Source organism: Aeromicrobium stalagmiti (assembly GCF_013283745.1).
Taxonomy (GTDB): domain Bacteria; phylum Actinomycetota; class Actinomycetes; order Propionibacteriales; family Nocardioidaceae; genus Aeromicrobium; species Aeromicrobium stalagmiti.
Window position 1 is genome coordinate 315,357 of record NZ_JABSTZ010000001.1, and the last position, 16,168, is coordinate 331,524.

Genomic DNA, 16,168 nt, shown 5'->3' on the forward strand with positions numbered 1-16,168 from the left:
TCCGGGGAGTGCTGTCACCATATGATTCATGAGGTGCCCCACCACCTGCTTCTCGTCGAGGACGACGACCAGATCGCCGCACCCCTGATCCGCACCCTCGAGCGCGAGGACTACGCCGTCGAGCGCGTCGCGGCAGGTCTGCCCGCCATCGAGCGGGTCGAGGCCGGGGGCATCGACCTGGTGCTGCTCGACCTCGGCCTGCCCGACATCGACGGGCTCGAGGTCTGCCGGCGCCTGCGCGCCGCGCAGTTCGCCGGCGGGATCATGATCCTCACGGCGCGCGGTGGCGAGCTCGACCGGGTGGTCGGGCTCGACGTCGGAGCCGACGACTACATCGCCAAGCCCTTCCCGCTCGCCGAGATGCTGGCCCGCGTCCGTGCCCTGCTGCGCCGGTCGACCGTCGCCCCGGCGGCTGCACCCGCCGCCGCGCCGGTCGATGCCGTCCCCGCGCGGGCCGACGTCGTGCGCATCGACGCCCCGGCCCGTCGCGTCTGGGTCGGCGACCACGAGCTCGCCCTGACGGCCAAGGAGTTCGACGTCATCGCGCTGCTCGGGTCTGAGCCCGGCGCCGCGATCACCCGTGAGCGACTCATGGACGAGGTCTGGGACGAGAACTGGTTCGGCTCCACCAAGACCCTCGACGCGACGATCGGACGGCTGCGGCAGAAGATCGAGGACAGCGGTGCGAGGTCACGGGTCGAGACCGTCCGCGGCGTGGGGTTCCGTCTCGAGATCGATCCACCCGATGCCTAGGCGGCTCGCGGCGACGTTCGTCCTGGTGACCGTCGCCGCCGTCGTCGGCACGTGGGTCGTGGCGCAGGCGTCCGACTCCCTCGTGGCGCTGGTCGCGATCGCCGTGATCCTGGCCGTCGCGGCCGGAGCTGTCGGCCTCGCGACGGGCTCCCGGCTCTCCCGCACGTTCCGGGCCCTCGTGCGGCGTGACCAGGCCGTGGCCGTCGCCGCGTCGCACGAGCTGCGCACCCCCATCACGGCGCTCCGCCTCTCGCTCGAGGACCTCACGCTGTGGAAGGAGACCCCGGGCGAGGTCTCCGACGAGCTGCACCGCGCGATCAGCGAGCTCGACCGTCTCTCCGACGCCGTCACGCGGATGCTGGCCTCGCACCGCCAGGATCAGCAGGACGGGGTCGGTCTCGTCGACGTCGCCGCCCTGACCGCCGGCGTGGTCGACGGGTGGCGCCCACGCCTGGACGCGTCGCGCGAGGTCGTCGTCGATGCCGGCACTCCGTCGTACGTCCGGCTCGACGCCGGCAGCGTGAACCGGATCGTGTCGACGGTCCTCGACCAGTTCGCCGGCGGCGGGCAGGGCACCGTCTCGATCGACGTCGCCCGCCTCGGCCGGACCGTCCGCGTGCGGGTCGGCGACCAGTCGCCGCCGCGGTTCGCCCCGGGCGTCATCCACGGCCGCCCGACCGGCAAGGGCGGGACGGACGGCCTGACCCTCGACGAGGCCGGCGCAGTCGCCGAGGCGCTCGGCGGATACCTGGCCGTCGCGGCGGCGCCGACGACGCGCCTCGCGCTGATCCTTCCCAGCGCGCCCGAGAACGTCACGACCTGACGGCTCATACCCCCACTAGGTATACTGGGAGCGACGGCAGGAGAAGCCCATGACCACCGACGCCTCGGTCGAGCACGATCACCACACCCACGGCTACATCGACGACAAGGATGCGCTGCTCAAGCGGCTGCGTCGCGTCGAGGGGCAGGTGCGCGGCATCCAGCGCATGGTCGACGAGGAGCAGTACTGCATCGACATCCTGACCCAGGTCTCGGCGACCAACAACGCGCTGCAGAAGGTGGCCCTGGCCCTGCTCGACGACCACATCGCGCACTGCGTCGTCGACGCCGCTCGCGAGGGCGGCCCCGACGCCGAGGCGAAGCTGAAGGAGGCGTCGGACGCGATCCGGCGCCTCGCCCGCGCCTGACACCAGCACACAGAAGGGCGGTCCCGGCTCACGCCGGGATCGCCCTCGCCTGTGCCTCGCCCCTGACTCAGACCGCGTGGACCGAGTCGTCGGCAGGTGCTGCGATCGGGCTCTTGAGGAGCACGCCGGCGACGACGGCACCCACCAGTGCGACTACTGCAGCCCCCACGAAGGCGGCGGAGTAGCCCTCGGTCAGGGCGGCGGCGTCACCGACGAGGTCCGCACCGTTGGCAGCCGCGACGGCCGTCATCACCGCGAGCCCCAGCGCGGACCCGACCTGATAGCTCGTGTTGACGATGCCGCTGGCGAGGCCGCCCTCCTCCGGCCGGGCGGCCGAGATCGCCGTGCCGAGGGTCGGGATGAACGCGAGCGACATGCCCAGCGCCGCGACCAGCGAGGCCGGCAGCACGTCGACGGCGAAGGATCCGTCCGCGTCCACCATCGACAGCCAGCCCATGCCGACAGCCAGCAGCACCAGCCCGACGACCGTGGCCCGTACGGGGCCGATGGCACCCATGACCCGCGGCGCGACGACGACCATGCCGATCATGATCAGCGCCGTCATCGGGAGCAGCGCTGCGCCCGACGGGAAGGCGGAGTAGCCGAGGACCTGCTGCAGGTAGAGGTTGAGGAAGAACCACATCGGGATCCACGCGGCCCCCAGGAGCATCTGGGCCAGGTTGGCGGCCGCCAGGTTGGGGGCTGAGAAGACACCCAGGCGCAGGAGCGGGTCGCGTCCCCGTGCCTGCAGAGCGACGAAGGAGCCGAGCAGCACGACGGCGGCCGCGAGCGCGCCCCACGTCTGCCCGGCACCCCAGCCGACCTCCGGCGCCTTGACGACGGCGTAGACCGCGAGACCGAGACCGGCGGTCACCGTCGACGCGCCGACCAGGTCGATGCGTCGCCCCTGGGCGGCTCCCGTCTGCGGGAACAGGCGCGGAGTCACGGCGAGGACGACGAGGGCGATCGGCACGTTGATCCAGAAGACCCACGGCCACGAGAGGTACTCGGTGATGACGCCGCCGAGGAAGACGCCGGCCGTGCCGCCCGCCGGGGCCGCCGCGCCGTAGACCGACAACGCCTTGGTGAGATCGCGGGGGCTCGAGCCGAACAGCATGAACAGCAACGTGAGTGCCGACGGCGCGATGAGAGCCGACCCTGCCCCCTGGACGGCGCGACCGACGAGCTCGACGGCGGGCGACGTGGCCACCGCGGCGACGACCGACCCGACCAGCAGCACGCTCCACCCGGCGGTGAAGATGCGGCGGGCGCCGAAGACGTCGGACAGCTTGCCGCCCAGCAGCAGGAGGCCACCGAGGGCGACCACGTAGGCGTTGAAGACCCACGACAGGCTGCCGGGGCTGAAGCCGAGATCTGCCTGCATCTCGGGCAGAGCGACACCGATGATCGAGGTGTCCATGATGACCATGAACTGGGCCGCGGCGATCACCGCGAGCCCGAGCCATCGACGGTCCGGGGCCGCCGATCTTGAGGTTCGAGACATGAGGGAGTCCTTTCGTTATATACCCTAGGGGGGTATATAAGCACGAGACGGCAGTCGTATGCAAGTACCCCCTAGGGGTATGTCCTCGCGGTCCCGGATCACGCGGGCCATCCCAGTCACCGGCCGATCGGCGCGGTGTCTGTCGCTTCGCCTCGAGGCGCATTCCACGCCCCGCCCGCTCCTCTGCGATACTCGCTGGTGGACGCCGCGAGCCGCGTGCGTCCCGGGCCTCTGGGACATGGGGACAATAGTTCTAACCTGCAGAAACGCGATGCTGTCGCCTTCGCGACGCAGCCGGTCGAGAACGCGTTTGCGCACTTAGCAGGAACGCCAACTCACTTCCAGCATCGGAACGGGTTCGGCCAGCCGCCGGAACGTCCGAGACGCCCGCTGCCCGTTCGGCTGATCAGTCCGCCCGCATCGATACGCAGGACGCTGATCGGCGGTTGTTCGGCACCACCGTGGGAGGGCCCCGACGCGGGCGCGCAACCTTTCGGGCCGGACTCGTCAAACGGGCCGCCTTTCCTTGATCCGCCGGTTGGCTCGGTGGCGAGCCCCTGCGGTATCCCTCGGGCTTTAGGGTTGGAGTGAGCTAGGCGAAGAGCCGGGCCGCGCCGAGGAGGATCATGCCGGGTCGCATCGAGTGGGGTCGCTATGGAGGTGATGACATCGAAGCTGTCGTATCGATGATGCTGAATCGAGAGCATCCCAACTCCGTCCGCATCGCGCCGTCGCAAGGCGATGGAGGAGTCGACATTCTTGACCGCGGTGCCGGGCCAGACGGCGGAGACATCGTCTACCAGGTCAAGCGGTTCACTGGGCCGCTAGATTCTGACCACAAGTCCAAGATCAAGAGTTCGCTAGAGACGCTGTGGGGCAACCTGCACGACGAGGGTCGGTGGTCGCACCTCAATGTCACGTCTTGGCAGCTCATAACCGCTACGACGCCAAGCCCAGAAGGCGATGAGTGGTTCCACGAGACCTTGATGGCGGACTACGACACTCACTCCGTCTGGCACGGCCTCGACCACCTTGAGCAACTGGCAGCGAAGTATGACGACGTCATCGACTACTACCTGCGCGCCGGCAGAGACCAGATCCTGACGGCGTTCTCTCAGGCTATGGAACTGTCCAACCTCAGCTTGACGCATGAAGACGTCACCCCGGCTGAGGTAGTCCAGAAGGTCCAGCGCGCCATCGGCCTGCTCGAGCGAGACCCTCATTACCGGTATGGCCTGAGGTTTGGGCATGGCGAGCCCTCCGGCCCGCCGGTCCCGCCCCCAGAGCGGTACATGTTCAGCGAGTACAGGGTCAATCCTGCGGCCGACCAATGGCATGCGGTCGACGTCAGTGCGAGGTGTGCGCACTCGCCACACGAACGCCCCATTACGGGTGCGGGAACCTTCACGGTTGAGCCGGGCAGCGACTTCGCCGAAGCAGTTAGGGCGTTTCATGAATACGGTGCAGGGTTCACCAGCCCACCCGGCGCCTTCACCGGCAACCTTGACGCGCCTGGCGGCTTGGGGGGCGGACTCGAGGGCGCGCAGGTTCGGCTCATGCCCATAACAGAGTCAGACACCGTGATCGACCTCCGGCTAGAGATCCTCGACCCCACTGGGGGCCCTCTTTGCGAGGTGAAGGTCAAGCGCATCCAGAACACCACCGGTGCCTTGGGAAAGCGCGCCGTCTTGGCCGAGAGCGCAGGAGTGTTCGAGCTGACCATGTTGTTCAACCAGGTCGATGATCAGGCTGCCGTCTCATTCCGATTTCACGACACGACGGGCAAACCGGTGTCGGCTGTCCTGCCCGCCTACGAGTTTCTCGCGCTCTTCCGCGCGCCGAACGCACTTCGGGCCAGCAACTGGAACACCGGCGCACACCACGGGATAGCGCAAGAACTTCCCGAGCTGGATCCGACCGATCCGCATGCGCCCGACCGCGCCGAACTTCAGGAGGCGCTCCAGTCCACTGCCCGAATCTGTGCACTCCTCAACACATTCCAGGCCCTGGTTTCGACGCCAATTGGTATGCCCAGCGATGACGACATCCAAAAGCAGCACGAACTGTGGGACTTCGCCGGTGGCGTCCTGGCGGGCGACGTCATGGAGGTCACCGTCGACGACACTCAGACATTCCAAGTCGTTCTCGACGCAGGCACCGAGTTGCCGGAGGGTTCTTTCGCCGTGACCGTTCCGCTGAACGTAGACGTCGGCGAACAACGGGTGGAGCTCGGTTGGATGGTCGCGGAGTTCGAGGACCCCGTCCAGAGCGCCGACCCGGTGACGGTGGGCGACCAAGTAGTCCACTCCGTCACAACACTCAGCCACAAAGTGCGATACAGCCGGACGATTGAGCCCGTCGAGTGAGCGTGCAGCGACCCTCCAGTGCCTCGACCATGCCATCAGCCCTGACCTATCCGTATGGCTACGAAGCCCCGCCGGACGTTTATGGTCGTCTGAAGTGGGAGGAGTTGCCCTATGACTAACAAGCCGCACCCTGCGTTACGAATCTCGACTGCCCTGATCGACTCCGCCAGAGCTGAGGGGGCGAAGCGATCAGTGACAGCGGAGCAGCAGCTCGAGCACTGGGCCCGAGTCGGCAGAGCGCTCTCGAGCAGCCCCTTTGTGGCGAAAGACAGGATCGAGTCCGCCTTGGCCGGGCATCTTCCCCTAGACGCGATGACCGGCGATGAGCGTGCCGTCGTCAACGCCGAGATCGCTGCCACAATCGAGGAGCGCGTAGTGACGTCCGACTTCAGTTCAGCCCTCGCGTCGGCGGGACTGACGACCGTGGCACTCGATGATGAGGGCAGGCTGATCGAGTACCACCCGGATGGAACGCAAACCCTCCTGGACGAGGGCTAACGTCACCCCTGCTCCCGCGGCGTGGTGCAGCGGCTAGTTCTGTCTATCTCGCCCCGCGTGCACCCTGACGGGTCTACTGTCTGGCCATGCTCCTCAGACGTCTGGTCGCTGGTGCGGCACTCGCCGCAGGTCTCGCGCTATCGGTGTCCGGGTGCGCTGGCTACGCCGACGACGGGAGCGGTTACTCGGGGAACGAGGCTCCCTCGTATGACGACGTCGAGGTGCCCGAGTCCGACTACGACGCCCTGATCGAGGAGCAGGATGCTTTGGCGGAGGAGCAGATCGCTGAGGCCGCGTCGCAGTGGAGGTGCACCTACGCGCCGTCCTACGACAACGACTGGCACAACGACGTCGCCTGCACGAACGGTATTGACGTAGAAGTCCCCTACCTTCGCGAGTGGGACACCTTCATCACCGAGGACGAGATCATGGAGTCCGCGCGCGAGTACGAGGACCAGCTCAACGCCGGTCGATAACGCTGGGCCCCGACGACTACCGGGGCTCGATGGTGACGTCGCACATCTGATCACCGTGCTGCAGCCCGACCATGCCGTTCATGACCGGGGTGGGGACCTTCTCCGAGAACGGGACGCGCACGTCGTCGCCCGGCTCAACTGTGACGGTCTTCGAGGCGGTGTACGCCCCTGACCGACCGGGTACCACTCGACCGTCACCCTGGCCTTGCCGGCGACGGTGCCGCTGTTGGTCACGTTGCCCGTGGCGACGAGGGAGTACGCCGGATCCGGCGGTGGCCGGTGTGGGTTGTCGCCTACGTCGACCCGGAGCACCCAGACGACATCTTGGTCGGCGGCGCGATCGTCGTGACCGACAATGGCGCCGTCCACACCGTCGGGTCGATCCCCGACGCGCTCGACGCACTGATGATGGCCCTCGGTGCTACGCCCGAGACCGGTGACGCCTGGTAGCGGGAGGGCTTGGCCCTGCTCACTAGAAGGAGGCCCGCGGCCTCGCGGCCTACGCCGATGAGCGGCACGCGCGGCGCCGGCCGTCGGCCGCCTAGCTGTGTTGTTCGGAGAGGTTGTTGTCCCGGAAGACCGTCCAAGCCTCTTGTGCCCTCTGGCACGACGACCTCCACCGCGTGGCAGCGCGCAACGACACCCTGCCAAGACTCCGAGCGCCGGCATGCCAGTCAGGCGGTCAGATGGTCCGCTGACGTGCCTCGTCGACGAGCGCGTGCCCTGCTCGCAGCGCGCTGGCGCGCTGTGCGGACGTGAGGAGGGCGTTGCCGTAGTGGGCACCTGGCTTGAGCGAGAGGAGCGACCGGAGCTTACTCGCGAGGTCCTTGTCGACACGTCCCAGCAGGTCGGCTGCTGCCGCGTGGTCGCTGCCAGAGTAGTAGTGACCTAGGGCGCTGACGCAGATGGCGTCGGCGGCGGCGATGCCTGCGAGGACTGCCAGACCGACGCACACGTTGATGGCTTCGCCGTCCTCGGTGGCGGCCAACTCCGCGACCTCTAGGTACTTGGCGCCGACGTCTCGGCGGCCCCGAGCCCAGGCTTTGTCGGCGTCGCGGGTGGTGAGCTTCTTGGGGCTCATCTCGTGGCCGTCGTCTGACGCGTGGCGGTGACCAGCGGCCCCAGGGCCAGGCCGCTGAGGTCGTGGGCGTCGTTGAGCAGTTCGTCGATGATGCGCTCTTGGTTGTGGACCGCCCGCCGGAACGCGTCCAGCTCGAGGGTCAGCGTCTCGAGGCGGTTGCCCGTCCAGGCGAGGACCTGGTCCTCGAGGTCGCGCATCTGCGCCTCCCAGCGGGGGGTCACGTGTTGTCCTTCTTGAAGCACGATGAGCAGGTCGATGTCGCTGCTTTCGTCGCCGTCTCCTCGCGCGAACGACCCGAACAGCGACGCATGCAGCGGCGCGGGGTCCAGCGTGGTCACTGAGTCGGCCAGGCGCTTAAACAGTTCCTGGCGGGCTCGCGCCGCTGACAGGACCGCCGGTGTCAGCAGGTGGTCGCGGTTGAGGCTGTACACGTGCCCACGATTCGTCGGCTCGGCGACGACGAGACCGTGCTCGACCAGCCGGTCGAGGACCAACTGGATTCCCTGACGTGTTCCACGTCCGGCCAGTCGCGCCAGCTGTGTGGGCCCGAGGCCGGTCTTGCTGCGCGACAGCACCTCGAGCACCGCAGAGTCCAGACTTGGCACTAGTGAGCGCAGAGGTGAGGAGAGGTCCATGCTCCCACTGTGCCAAATATGCTTGCCATAAGCCAGTATTCTTGCCTAAAGCCAAAATACTTGCTTTGCCCCGTGGGCGGGGCGGCCGCCGCGTCGGTTGGGCGCTGAGTTGGGTGAGCACGATGACCATGAAGAGGATTTTGATGAGGGTTGCCGGGGAGCACGACGTTCTTGGTCTTGCGCATCGTGGCGTTCCGTACAGACCGGACCAGCCGTTCCCGATCGGGACTGCCCAGCCTTTGGTTGACACCAATGGTTGACAGTTTTCAGGCCGCGTCAGCGGCCATGTAGATGGTCTCAAACTCGATCGGGGTGAGCTTTCCGAGGCCCCGTTGGCGTCGCTTGCGGTGGTACTTGCTCTCGATCCAGGTCACGATCGCCAGGCGGAGTTCGTCACGGGTCTGCCACCGCTGAGTGTTCAGCACGTTCTTCTGCAGCAGCGAGAAGAACGATTCCATCGCGGCGTTGTCGCCACAGGCTCCGACCCGGCCCATCGACCCGACCAGGCCGTGGGACTTCAGGACGCGGACGAACTTTTTCGACCTGAACTGGCTGCCTCGGTCCGAGTGCACGATGGTGCCGGCGGGGTCTCGCAACCCGATCGCGTTGCGCAGCGCTGAGACAGCCAATGACGCCTTCATCCGCGAGTCGATCGAATACCCGACGATCCGACCCGAGTAGCAGTCCTTGATCGCACACAAGTAGAGCTTGCCCTCGGCGGTGTGGTGCTCGGTGATGTCGGTCAGCCACTTCTCGTTCGGCCTACTGGCGGTGAAGTCGCGGCCGGGCCGGCCGTGGTGGTCGACGGTTGCGAGCAGGTCGTCATGAACTGGCGGGCCCGCCTTGCGGTTCAGGCCACGCTTCTTCGAATGGATCGAGAAGATCCCTTGGATCGAGCACAGCCGCCACACACGGTTCTCGCTGGCGATGAAGCCCTGGTCGGCCAGCTCGTCGGCTATGAACCGATACCCGAACCCCGGGTCCTCCAGATGGGCGTCGAACGCGGCGTTGATCAGGTGAGCGTCGTCCCAGTCGCGCTGACAGAACGGCTCGGCGAGCCACTGGTAATAGCCCTGCCGACTCACCTTGAGAACCCCACACGCCACCGCGACCGGCACCCGCACAGGGGCACCGGTCGCGGCCATCTCACGAACGAGTGGGAAGACTATTTTCCCGGCAGGTTGGCCTGAGACAGATACGCAGCCGCCCGCCGCAGGACCTCGTTCTCCTGCTCGAGCAGACGGATGCGCTTACGCGCCTCCCGCAGCTCGGCGCCCTCAGCGGCAGTGACACCGGGACGTTTGCCGTCCTCGATATCGGCCAGCTTCAGCCAGCGTTGAAGACATGACTCGGACACACCGAAATCCTTCGCGACCTGAGCGATCGACGCCTCGCCCTTGCGGGCGACCGCGACCACGTCATTGCGGAACTCGATGGGAAACGCTCTCGGCACGTGAACATCCTTCCAGCAAGGATCGAAATCCTCACAAGTCAGATGTCAACCAAACTCTGAGCAGTCCCAAACACGCTCACTTGGGGCTTGATGGATGACGGGATGCGGACACTTCGCGAGTTCTTCGGATGGATGGTCACGGTTGGCACCGCATCAAATGGCGCCCGCTCTTGATCATCCGTGGATGATCTCTCGATCGAGTTCGTGGACCAACTCTCGGGTATTGAGCGCGTGCTCGAAAACTTGCTGGCTGTGACCCTCGATGGAGGGGTGCTCGATGAAGACTTCGGCCCATGACGGTGCTCAGGTCGACTTTCCGTCCAAGATCCATCACGCTCTCGACCCAGGCGATGGAGCGCCTGGGTCGAGAGCGTGAGCCGCAGAAGCCAACCTCTCAAGGGCAATATTCGCGACAGCCGAACTACAGGCGTGTTGTCCCGAGGATTCTCCCTAGGCACCAACCACACCGGCCGCAGTCCTCTGCGATACTCGCTGTTGGGCGTAGCGGGATTCTCCGGAAGGTTCTCCGGATTATTGTCCCCATGTCCCGGGCCTCTAGCTCAATTGGCAGAGCAGCGGACTTTTAATCCGCGGGTTGTGGGTTCGAGTCCCACGGGGCCCACTGTGTGATGACGCCGACCCGCAAGACGACGCCATCCACCGTGACCACCCCCACAACCGCTCACGTTGACTTCGAGTGCTTGAAGTTTTCTACAGTGGACAGGTGAGCCCGACCACCGCACAGCGCACCTACTCGATCAGGCAGGCAGCATCATTGACCGGCCTGCCGGCCAGCACCCTGCGCTACTACGAGTCGATCGGCGTGATCGGCCCGATCGGTCGCGGCGAGACCAGCAGCCACCGGGTCTACACCGAGGACGACCTCGACCTGCTCACGTCGGTGGCCTGCCTCAGCGCGACCGGGATGTCGGTCGACGACATGCGCACGTACGTGGCCAACGGCCCTCTCGGCGCACACGCAGCGTCCGAGCAGCTGGGCCTGCTCGTCGAGCAGGAGCGACGCCTCACGCTCGAGGCCGAGCAGATCGCCCTGCGTACGACCTACGTCCGCATCAAGATCGCCTACTGGCAGGCCGTCGAGGCGGGCGACGACGCCCGTGCCGACGACCTCGCGAGCCAGGCCCGTGCCCTCGCCGACGACCTGCAGAAGATCAAGAAGACCTGAACCAGCACTCCCAGACCAGCACGCCGCACCAGGAAATGAGGACCCATGACCACCGTCAACGCCTTCGCTGCCCCCTCGGCCACCGAGCCCCTCGTCCGCACGACCATCGAGCGCCGCGAGGTCGGCGAGAACGACGTGTCGATCGCCATCCGCTACTCCGGCATCTGCCACTCCGACATCCACCTCGTCCGCGGCGACTGGGGACCTGTCACCTACCCGCAGGTCGTCGGCCACGAGATCGCCGGTGAGGTCGTCGCGATCGGCTCGGCCGTCACGAAGTTCTCCGTCGGTGAGCGGGTGGGTGTCGGCTGCATGGTCAACTCCTGCCGCGAGTGCGAGAACTGCCTCGCCGGCATGGAGAACTACTGCCTCAAGGGCAACACCCAGACCTACGGCTCCGTCGATCGCGACGGCACCATCACGCAGGGCGGCTACTCCAGCCACGTCGTCGTCGACCAGGACTTCGTCCTGCGGATCCCGGAGGCCATCCCCTACGAGGCCGTCGCGCCGCTGCTGTGCGCCGGCATCACCACCTACTCTCCCCTCGCCCACTGGAACGCCGGCCCCGGCACCAAGGTCGCCGTCGTCGGCATGGGCGGTCTCGGCCACCTCGCGGTCAAGATCGCGGCGGCGAAGGGCGCCGAGGTCACGGTGCTGTCGCAGACGCTGTCGAAGCAGGAGGACGGTCTCGCGTTCGGCGCCGAGCACTACTACGCCACCAGCGACCCGACCACGTTCAAGACGCTGCGCAACACCTTCGACCTGATCATCAACACGGTCTCCAGCGCCGACCTCGACTTCAACGCCTACCTCAAGCTGCTCCGGCTCGACGGGACGCTCGTCAACGTCGGCGCCCCGCCGCAGCCCATCCCCGTCTCGGTGTTCACCCTGTTCGGCAACCGTCGCTCGTTCGCCGGCTCCGGCATCGGCAGCATCGCCGAGACGCAGGAGATGCTCGACTTCTGCGCCGAGCACGGTGTCGCGCCTGCCGTCGAGGTCATCACCGCCGACCAGATCAACGACGCGTACGAGCGGGTGCTCGGCTCCGACGTGCGCTACCGCTTCGTCATCGACGCCGCCACGATCTGACGCACGCCTCGTCGGTACGGACGCACCCCGGCAAGCCCTAGAATTTCACCGTGAGACTGGTGGAGCGGGCAGCATGCCCCGACTGTGGTGCGTCCGTCCTGGCCGGGGTGACCCTGGCCGAGGGCGGCACGGCTCAGCGGCAGTCGTTGACGTGCCCTGAGTGCGGCGTCACGTGGACTCCCGAGCAGGCACCCGGCCTGCGCGAACGAGGTGCGCCGGCCGTCGTCCCCGACGGCTTCAGCATCGCCGTCCACGTGGGCGAGGGCCATGCCATCGTCTCCGTCAGCGGCGAGATCGACCTCGCCACGGCCGTCCAGCTCCGCGACGCGGGCCTCGACGCCCTGGGCGTCGAGCCGACCCACGTGGTCGTCGACATGAGCGACGTGACCTTCATGGACTCCACCGGACTCGGCGTCCTCGTGCTCCTGCGGCGCAAGGCCCGCACCCGCCGGTGCCGGCTCAGCATCGTCTCCAGCAAGAGCATCGAGACCGTCCTGTACGTCTCGGGGCTCGACCAGGCGTTCAACGTGCGGCGCTCGGTCGACGAGGCGCTGGCCGCACCGGACGAGACCGTCTGAGGCGCTTCAGCCCAGACGGGACTGCCGGTCGTCCGGGACCGATCCGGACCGGCTGGTCGACAGGATGACTCGCCGGTGGCGCGAGCGCCGCACGCTCCCAGCGGGAGGCGGCCGCCGAAGATACCCTGCGAATGCGGGCAAGGTCACGTGCCGTTCACACCTTGTTCTCAGGTCGGCCTCGTATTCTGGAAGTTCTGCCGGTCACCACCGGCACCCCGAAACCGCAGGAGATGATCGTGACCACCCCCGATGCGCCGACGTCGCGCAAGCGCGAGCGCACCCGTGGCAAGCGCATCCTGCGCCGCCTGGGAATCGGCGTGCTCGCCTTCTCCCTCGTCCTGGGCATCGGTGCTGCAGCGGCCTACTGGAAGTTCAACAACAACATCGAGTCGGCCGCGCTCGGCGACACCGATCACGTCGTCAAGGACGACACCCCCAAGGGCGCGCTGAACATCCTGTTCATCGGCTCCGACTCCCGCAAGCTCAAGACCAAGGGCTACGGCAGCGAGAAGGGCCAGCGCAGCGACGCGCTCATGCTGGTCCACTTCTCCAAGGGCAACACCCGCATCGACGCGGTGCAGATCCCCCGCGACACCCTCACCGACCTCCCCGCCTGCGACGACACCGGCAGCGGCGCCTTCGCCGGTGGCGCCAACCAGATGATCAACTCGGCGCTGGCCGGCGGCCCGGCCTGCTCGGTGCGCGCGGTCGAGCAGCTCAGCGGCGTCCGCATCAACCACTTCGTGCAGCTCGACTTCGACGGATTCGCCTCGATGGTCAACGCGCTCGGCGGCGTCAACGTCTGCCTCAACCAGGCGATGGTCGACCCCGACGCCAAGCTCGACCTGCCGGCCGGCAAGCAGAAGCTGAAGGGCAAGGACGCCCTCGCGCTCGCGCGCACCCGCCACGCGGTCGGCGACGGCAGCGACATCGGCCGCCTCGGTCACCAGCAGGTCGTCATGTCCTCGATCATCAGCCAGGCCCGCAGCGCCGGCACGCTGACGCGTCCCGACCGGCTGTTCAAGTTCGTCAACGCCCTGACGTCGTCCATCACGGTCGACAACGGCATCTCGTCGATCAGCAAGCTGACCGGCCTCGCCAAGCGCGCCAAGGCCGTCGACGACTCGGAGATCCGCTTCGTCACGATGCCGAACGGCGCCGCACCGACCGACCCCAACCGCGTCGTCAAGACGGCGGACGCCGACACGATCTTCGGCGCGATCGCCGATGACCAGAAGGTGCCGGTCGAGGCCAAGGACGCCGAGACCACCACCAACGCGACCCCGGTCACGGTGCTCAACGCCGCCGGCACCGAGGGCCTCGCCACGCAGGCCCAGGCCGCGCTCGTCAAGGCGAAGTTCACCGTCTCGAGCATCGACAACGCGCAGAAGAACGCCACCGCGACCCGCATCTTCGTCGACTCGACGCCCGAGGCCATGAAGACGGCCAAGGCGATCAACAAGAAGTTCGGCTTCGACGCCGAGATCGTCGAGCAGCCCAGCGGCGTGACCGGCGTGTGGCTGATCGTCGGCTCCGACCGCGTCCAGGCCGGGTTCGAGCCGGCCGAGCCCGACGCCGTCAAGGCCACGACCCGCACGGCCAGCGACTCCCTCTGCGCCTGACGGCTCGCTCGTCGTCAGCCGCCGTGGACGCAGCGACCGTCGACGTAGGTCCGCAGCACCCGCACGTCGGCGATCTCGTCGGCCGGCACCGAGAGCACGTCGCGGTCGACCACTACGAGGTCGGCGGCGGCTCCCACAGCGATGCGCCCTGAGGTCTGCTCCATCCGGCTCACCCACGCGCTCCCCCGCGTGTAGGCCTCGAGCGCCTCGGCGACCGTCAGGCTCTGATCGCCGAGCAGCGGTGGCAGCGGGCTGCCCGGAGCGGTGCGGTTGACCGCGACGTGCATCGCGCCGAACGGGTCGGGCGACGACACCGGCCAGTCGCTGCCGAAGGCGAGCCGGGCGCCGGACTCCAGCAACGACCGGAAGACGTACTGCTGCCCGCGAGCGGCCTCGCTGAGGAACGGCAGCGTCAGGTCGACCATCTGGTCGTCGAGGCAGGCCCACAGCGGCTGGGCGTTCGCCGACACGTCGAGCGCCGCGAACCGGGCGACGTCATCGGGGTGCACGATCTGCACGTGCGCCAGGTGGTGCCGGTTGCCCCGGCGCCCGTTGACCGTGACAGCGTGCTCGATCGCGTCGAGGCTGTCGCGCACCGCCCGGTCACCCAGCGCGTGCACGTGCACCTGGAAGTCGAGCGCGTCGAGCTGCTGGACGTACGCCGCCAGCTCGGCCGCCTCGATGAACGTCATCCCGTGGTTGTCCGTCGCGTGGCCGTGACGGTCGAGATAGGGGTCGATGACCGCGGCCGTGAACGTCTCGCAGACCCCGTCCTGCATGATCTTGACGCTCCCGGCGTCGATCCCGGCCGAGGCCGCCCGTGCACGGCGCTCGACCAGGGCGGCCACCTGCTCGAGCCCCCTCGCCCGGTCCCACCACTGCGCGGCGACCACCTTGGCGGTCAGCGACCCGTCCCGCGCCGCCCCGAGATAGGTGTCGAGCGAGTCGGCCATGCCCAGCCCCTCACCGACCAGCGCGTCCTGCCAGCCGACGATGCCGAGCGAGTGCAGGTGGGCCTGCGCCGTCAGCAGCGCGCGGGTCTGCTCCTGGGCGGTGGCGGGCGGCACGAGCCTGCGGACGAGCTCCATCGCCCCCTCGTGCAGGGCGCCGGTCGGCTCGCCGTCGGCGTCGCGCTCGATCCGCCCGTCGGCCGGGTCGGGCGTCGACCGGTCGATGCCGGCGAGGCGGAGCGCCGCGGAGCTGACCCACGCGCTGTGGTGGTCGCGGTTGGGCAGGAACACCGGCCGGTCCGGCAGCAGACGGTCGAGCGGAGCGGCGGTCGGCACCCCGCCCGGGAAGGCGTCCATCGACCAGCCACCACCGACGACCCAGTCGGCACCCGGGTGAGCCGCGACGTGGGCAGTGATCACCCTGAGGTAGTCGTCGAGATCGTCGCCACCGCTCAGGTCGCAGGCGTTCATCTCGAGGCCCGCCTGGACGGGGTGGACGTGGGCGTCGTGGAAGCCCGGCAGGACCCATGCCCCGTCGAGGTCGACGACGTCTCCCGCGACCGGCAGATCCGACCCGATCGCCACGATCCGGCCGTCCCGCACGGCGATCGCATCGGCGTCGGTGCGCCACGTGGACCCATCGTGGACGCGCCCGTTGACGAGCAGGAGATCAGCAGCCATGGGATCAACCTGCCAGAGGTCGGCCAGGACATGCCAAAGCGGTCACCGGGACGACCGCGTGACACCCCCCTCCCCGATGTCAGGAAGCTCGCACGCCGCCGGGCGC

General features: G+C 67.9%; 16 protein-coding genes and 1 tRNA gene. 12 read left to right on the forward strand and 5 right to left on the reverse strand.

Features of this window, described 5'->3' with window-relative positions; translation table 11 throughout:
• The first annotated feature begins 33 nt into the window (after positions 1-33).
• Genes HQK15_RS01530 through HQK15_RS01540 form a run of 3 tightly spaced genes read left to right on the forward strand, consistent with a single transcriptional unit; the run spans position 34 to position 1,943 of the window.
• Positions 34-753, forward strand: a complete 720-nt coding sequence (locus HQK15_RS01530; protein ID WP_437340232.1) for a response regulator transcription factor — start codon at positions 34-36, stop codon at positions 751-753.
• Positions 746-1,576 (forward strand): sensor histidine kinase, encoded by an 831-nt coding sequence (locus HQK15_RS01535; protein ID WP_173489671.1) that lies wholly within the window; start codon positions 746-748, stop codon positions 1,574-1,576. The genes HQK15_RS01530 and HQK15_RS01535 overlap by 8 nt, the downstream gene beginning before the upstream one ends.
• 49 nt (positions 1,577-1,625) lie before the next feature.
• Complete coding sequence (locus HQK15_RS01540; RefSeq protein WP_173489672.1) at positions 1,626-1,943, forward strand: metal-sensitive transcriptional regulator; 318 nt, start codon at positions 1,626-1,628, stop codon at positions 1,941-1,943.
• 67 nt (positions 1,944-2,010) lie between these two features.
• On the opposite strand, the gene HQK15_RS01545 is transcribed toward HQK15_RS01540, so the two are convergent.
• Positions 2,011-3,447 (reverse strand): MFS transporter, encoded by a 1,437-nt coding sequence (locus HQK15_RS01545; RefSeq protein WP_173489673.1) that lies wholly within the window; start codon positions 3,445-3,447, stop codon positions 2,011-2,013.
• A gap of 626 nt (positions 3,448-4,073) precedes the next feature.
• On the opposite strand from HQK15_RS01545, the gene HQK15_RS01550 reads away from it, so the two are divergent.
• The 4 genes from HQK15_RS01550 to HQK15_RS01565 all read left to right on the forward strand — a co-directional run bounded on the left by HQK15_RS01550 (position 4,074) and on the right by HQK15_RS01565 (position 7,237).
• Positions 4,074-5,813 carry a PDDEXK family nuclease gene (locus tag HQK15_RS01550; protein ID WP_173489674.1) on the forward strand — a complete coding sequence of 580 codons (1,740 nt, stop codon included), beginning with the start codon at positions 4,074-4,076 and terminating at the stop codon, positions 5,811-5,813.
• Between the two features lie 111 nt (positions 5,814-5,924).
• Positions 5,925-6,311, forward strand: coding sequence for a TA system antitoxin ParD family protein (locus HQK15_RS01555; protein ID WP_173489675.1), 387 nt, complete (start codon positions 5,925-5,927; stop codon positions 6,309-6,311).
• Between the two features lie 86 nt (positions 6,312-6,397).
• Complete coding sequence (locus HQK15_RS01560; RefSeq protein ID WP_173489676.1) at positions 6,398-6,787, forward strand: hypothetical protein; 390 nt, start codon at positions 6,398-6,400, stop codon at positions 6,785-6,787.
• Between the two features lie 279 nt (positions 6,788-7,066).
• Positions 7,067-7,237 carry a hypothetical protein gene (locus tag HQK15_RS01565; RefSeq protein ID WP_173489677.1) on the forward strand — a complete coding sequence of 57 codons (171 nt, stop codon included), beginning with the start codon at positions 7,067-7,069 and terminating at the stop codon, positions 7,235-7,237.
• A gap of 232 nt (positions 7,238-7,469) precedes the next feature.
• Here HQK15_RS01565 and HQK15_RS01570 read toward each other — a convergent pair whose 3' ends face one another.
• The 3 genes from HQK15_RS01570 to HQK15_RS01580 all read right to left on the reverse strand — a co-directional run bounded on the left by HQK15_RS01570 (position 7,470) and on the right by HQK15_RS01580 (position 9,956).
• Positions 7,470-7,868 carry a hypothetical protein gene (locus tag HQK15_RS01570; RefSeq protein WP_173489678.1) on the reverse strand — a complete coding sequence of 133 codons (399 nt, stop codon included), beginning with the start codon at positions 7,866-7,868 and terminating at the stop codon, positions 7,470-7,472.
• Entirely contained in the window at positions 7,865-8,503 is a 639-nt protein-coding gene (locus tag HQK15_RS01575; protein ID WP_173489679.1) for a nucleotidyltransferase domain-containing protein, read from the reverse strand. The genes HQK15_RS01570 and HQK15_RS01575 overlap by 4 nt, the downstream gene beginning before the upstream one ends.
• Before the next feature lie 266 nt (positions 8,504-8,769).
• Positions 8,770-9,956 (reverse strand): IS3 family transposase gene (locus HQK15_RS01580; RefSeq protein WP_173489680.1). Its coding sequence is split into 2 segments (ribosomal slippage): positions 8,770-9,675 and positions 9,678-9,956, totalling 1,185 coding nucleotides; the frame shifts between segments, so codons are not numbered across the junction.
• Between the two features lie 549 nt (positions 9,957-10,505).
• On the opposite strand from HQK15_RS01580, the gene HQK15_RS01585 reads away from it, so the two are divergent.
• The 5 genes from HQK15_RS01585 (at position 10,506) to HQK15_RS01605 (ending at position 14,431) form a co-directional block, all read left to right on the forward strand.
• Positions 10,506-10,578 (forward strand) — tRNA-Lys (locus tag HQK15_RS01585).
• Between the two features lie 102 nt (positions 10,579-10,680).
• The gene (locus tag HQK15_RS01590) at positions 10,681-11,142 is read left to right on the forward strand and encodes a MerR family transcriptional regulator (protein WP_173489681.1); all 462 of its coding nucleotides are present in this window, start codon (positions 10,681-10,683) and stop codon (positions 11,140-11,142) included.
• Between the two features lie 45 nt (positions 11,143-11,187).
• Positions 11,188-12,231 carry an NAD(P)-dependent alcohol dehydrogenase gene (locus HQK15_RS01595; protein WP_173489682.1) on the forward strand — a complete coding sequence of 348 codons (1,044 nt, stop codon included), beginning with the start codon at positions 11,188-11,190 and terminating at the stop codon, positions 12,229-12,231.
• A 50-nt stretch (positions 12,232-12,281) separates the two neighbouring features.
• Positions 12,282-12,809: an STAS domain-containing protein gene (locus HQK15_RS01600; protein ID WP_173489683.1), complete on the forward strand. Its 528-nt coding sequence runs from the start codon at positions 12,282-12,284 to the stop codon at positions 12,807-12,809.
• Between the two features lie 236 nt (positions 12,810-13,045).
• The gene (locus tag HQK15_RS01605; protein WP_173489684.1) at positions 13,046-14,431 is read left to right on the forward strand and encodes an LCP family protein; all 1,386 of its coding nucleotides are present in this window, start codon (positions 13,046-13,048) and stop codon (positions 14,429-14,431) included.
• Positions 14,432-14,445: 14 nt separating this feature from the next.
• Here the strand turns inward: HQK15_RS01605 and HQK15_RS01610 are convergent, their stop codons facing one another.
• On the reverse strand, positions 14,446-16,062 hold the full coding sequence (locus tag HQK15_RS01610) for an amidohydrolase (RefSeq protein WP_173489685.1): 1,617 nt from the start codon (positions 16,060-16,062) through the stop codon (positions 14,446-14,448).
• Between the last annotated feature and the right edge of the window lie 106 nt (positions 16,063-16,168).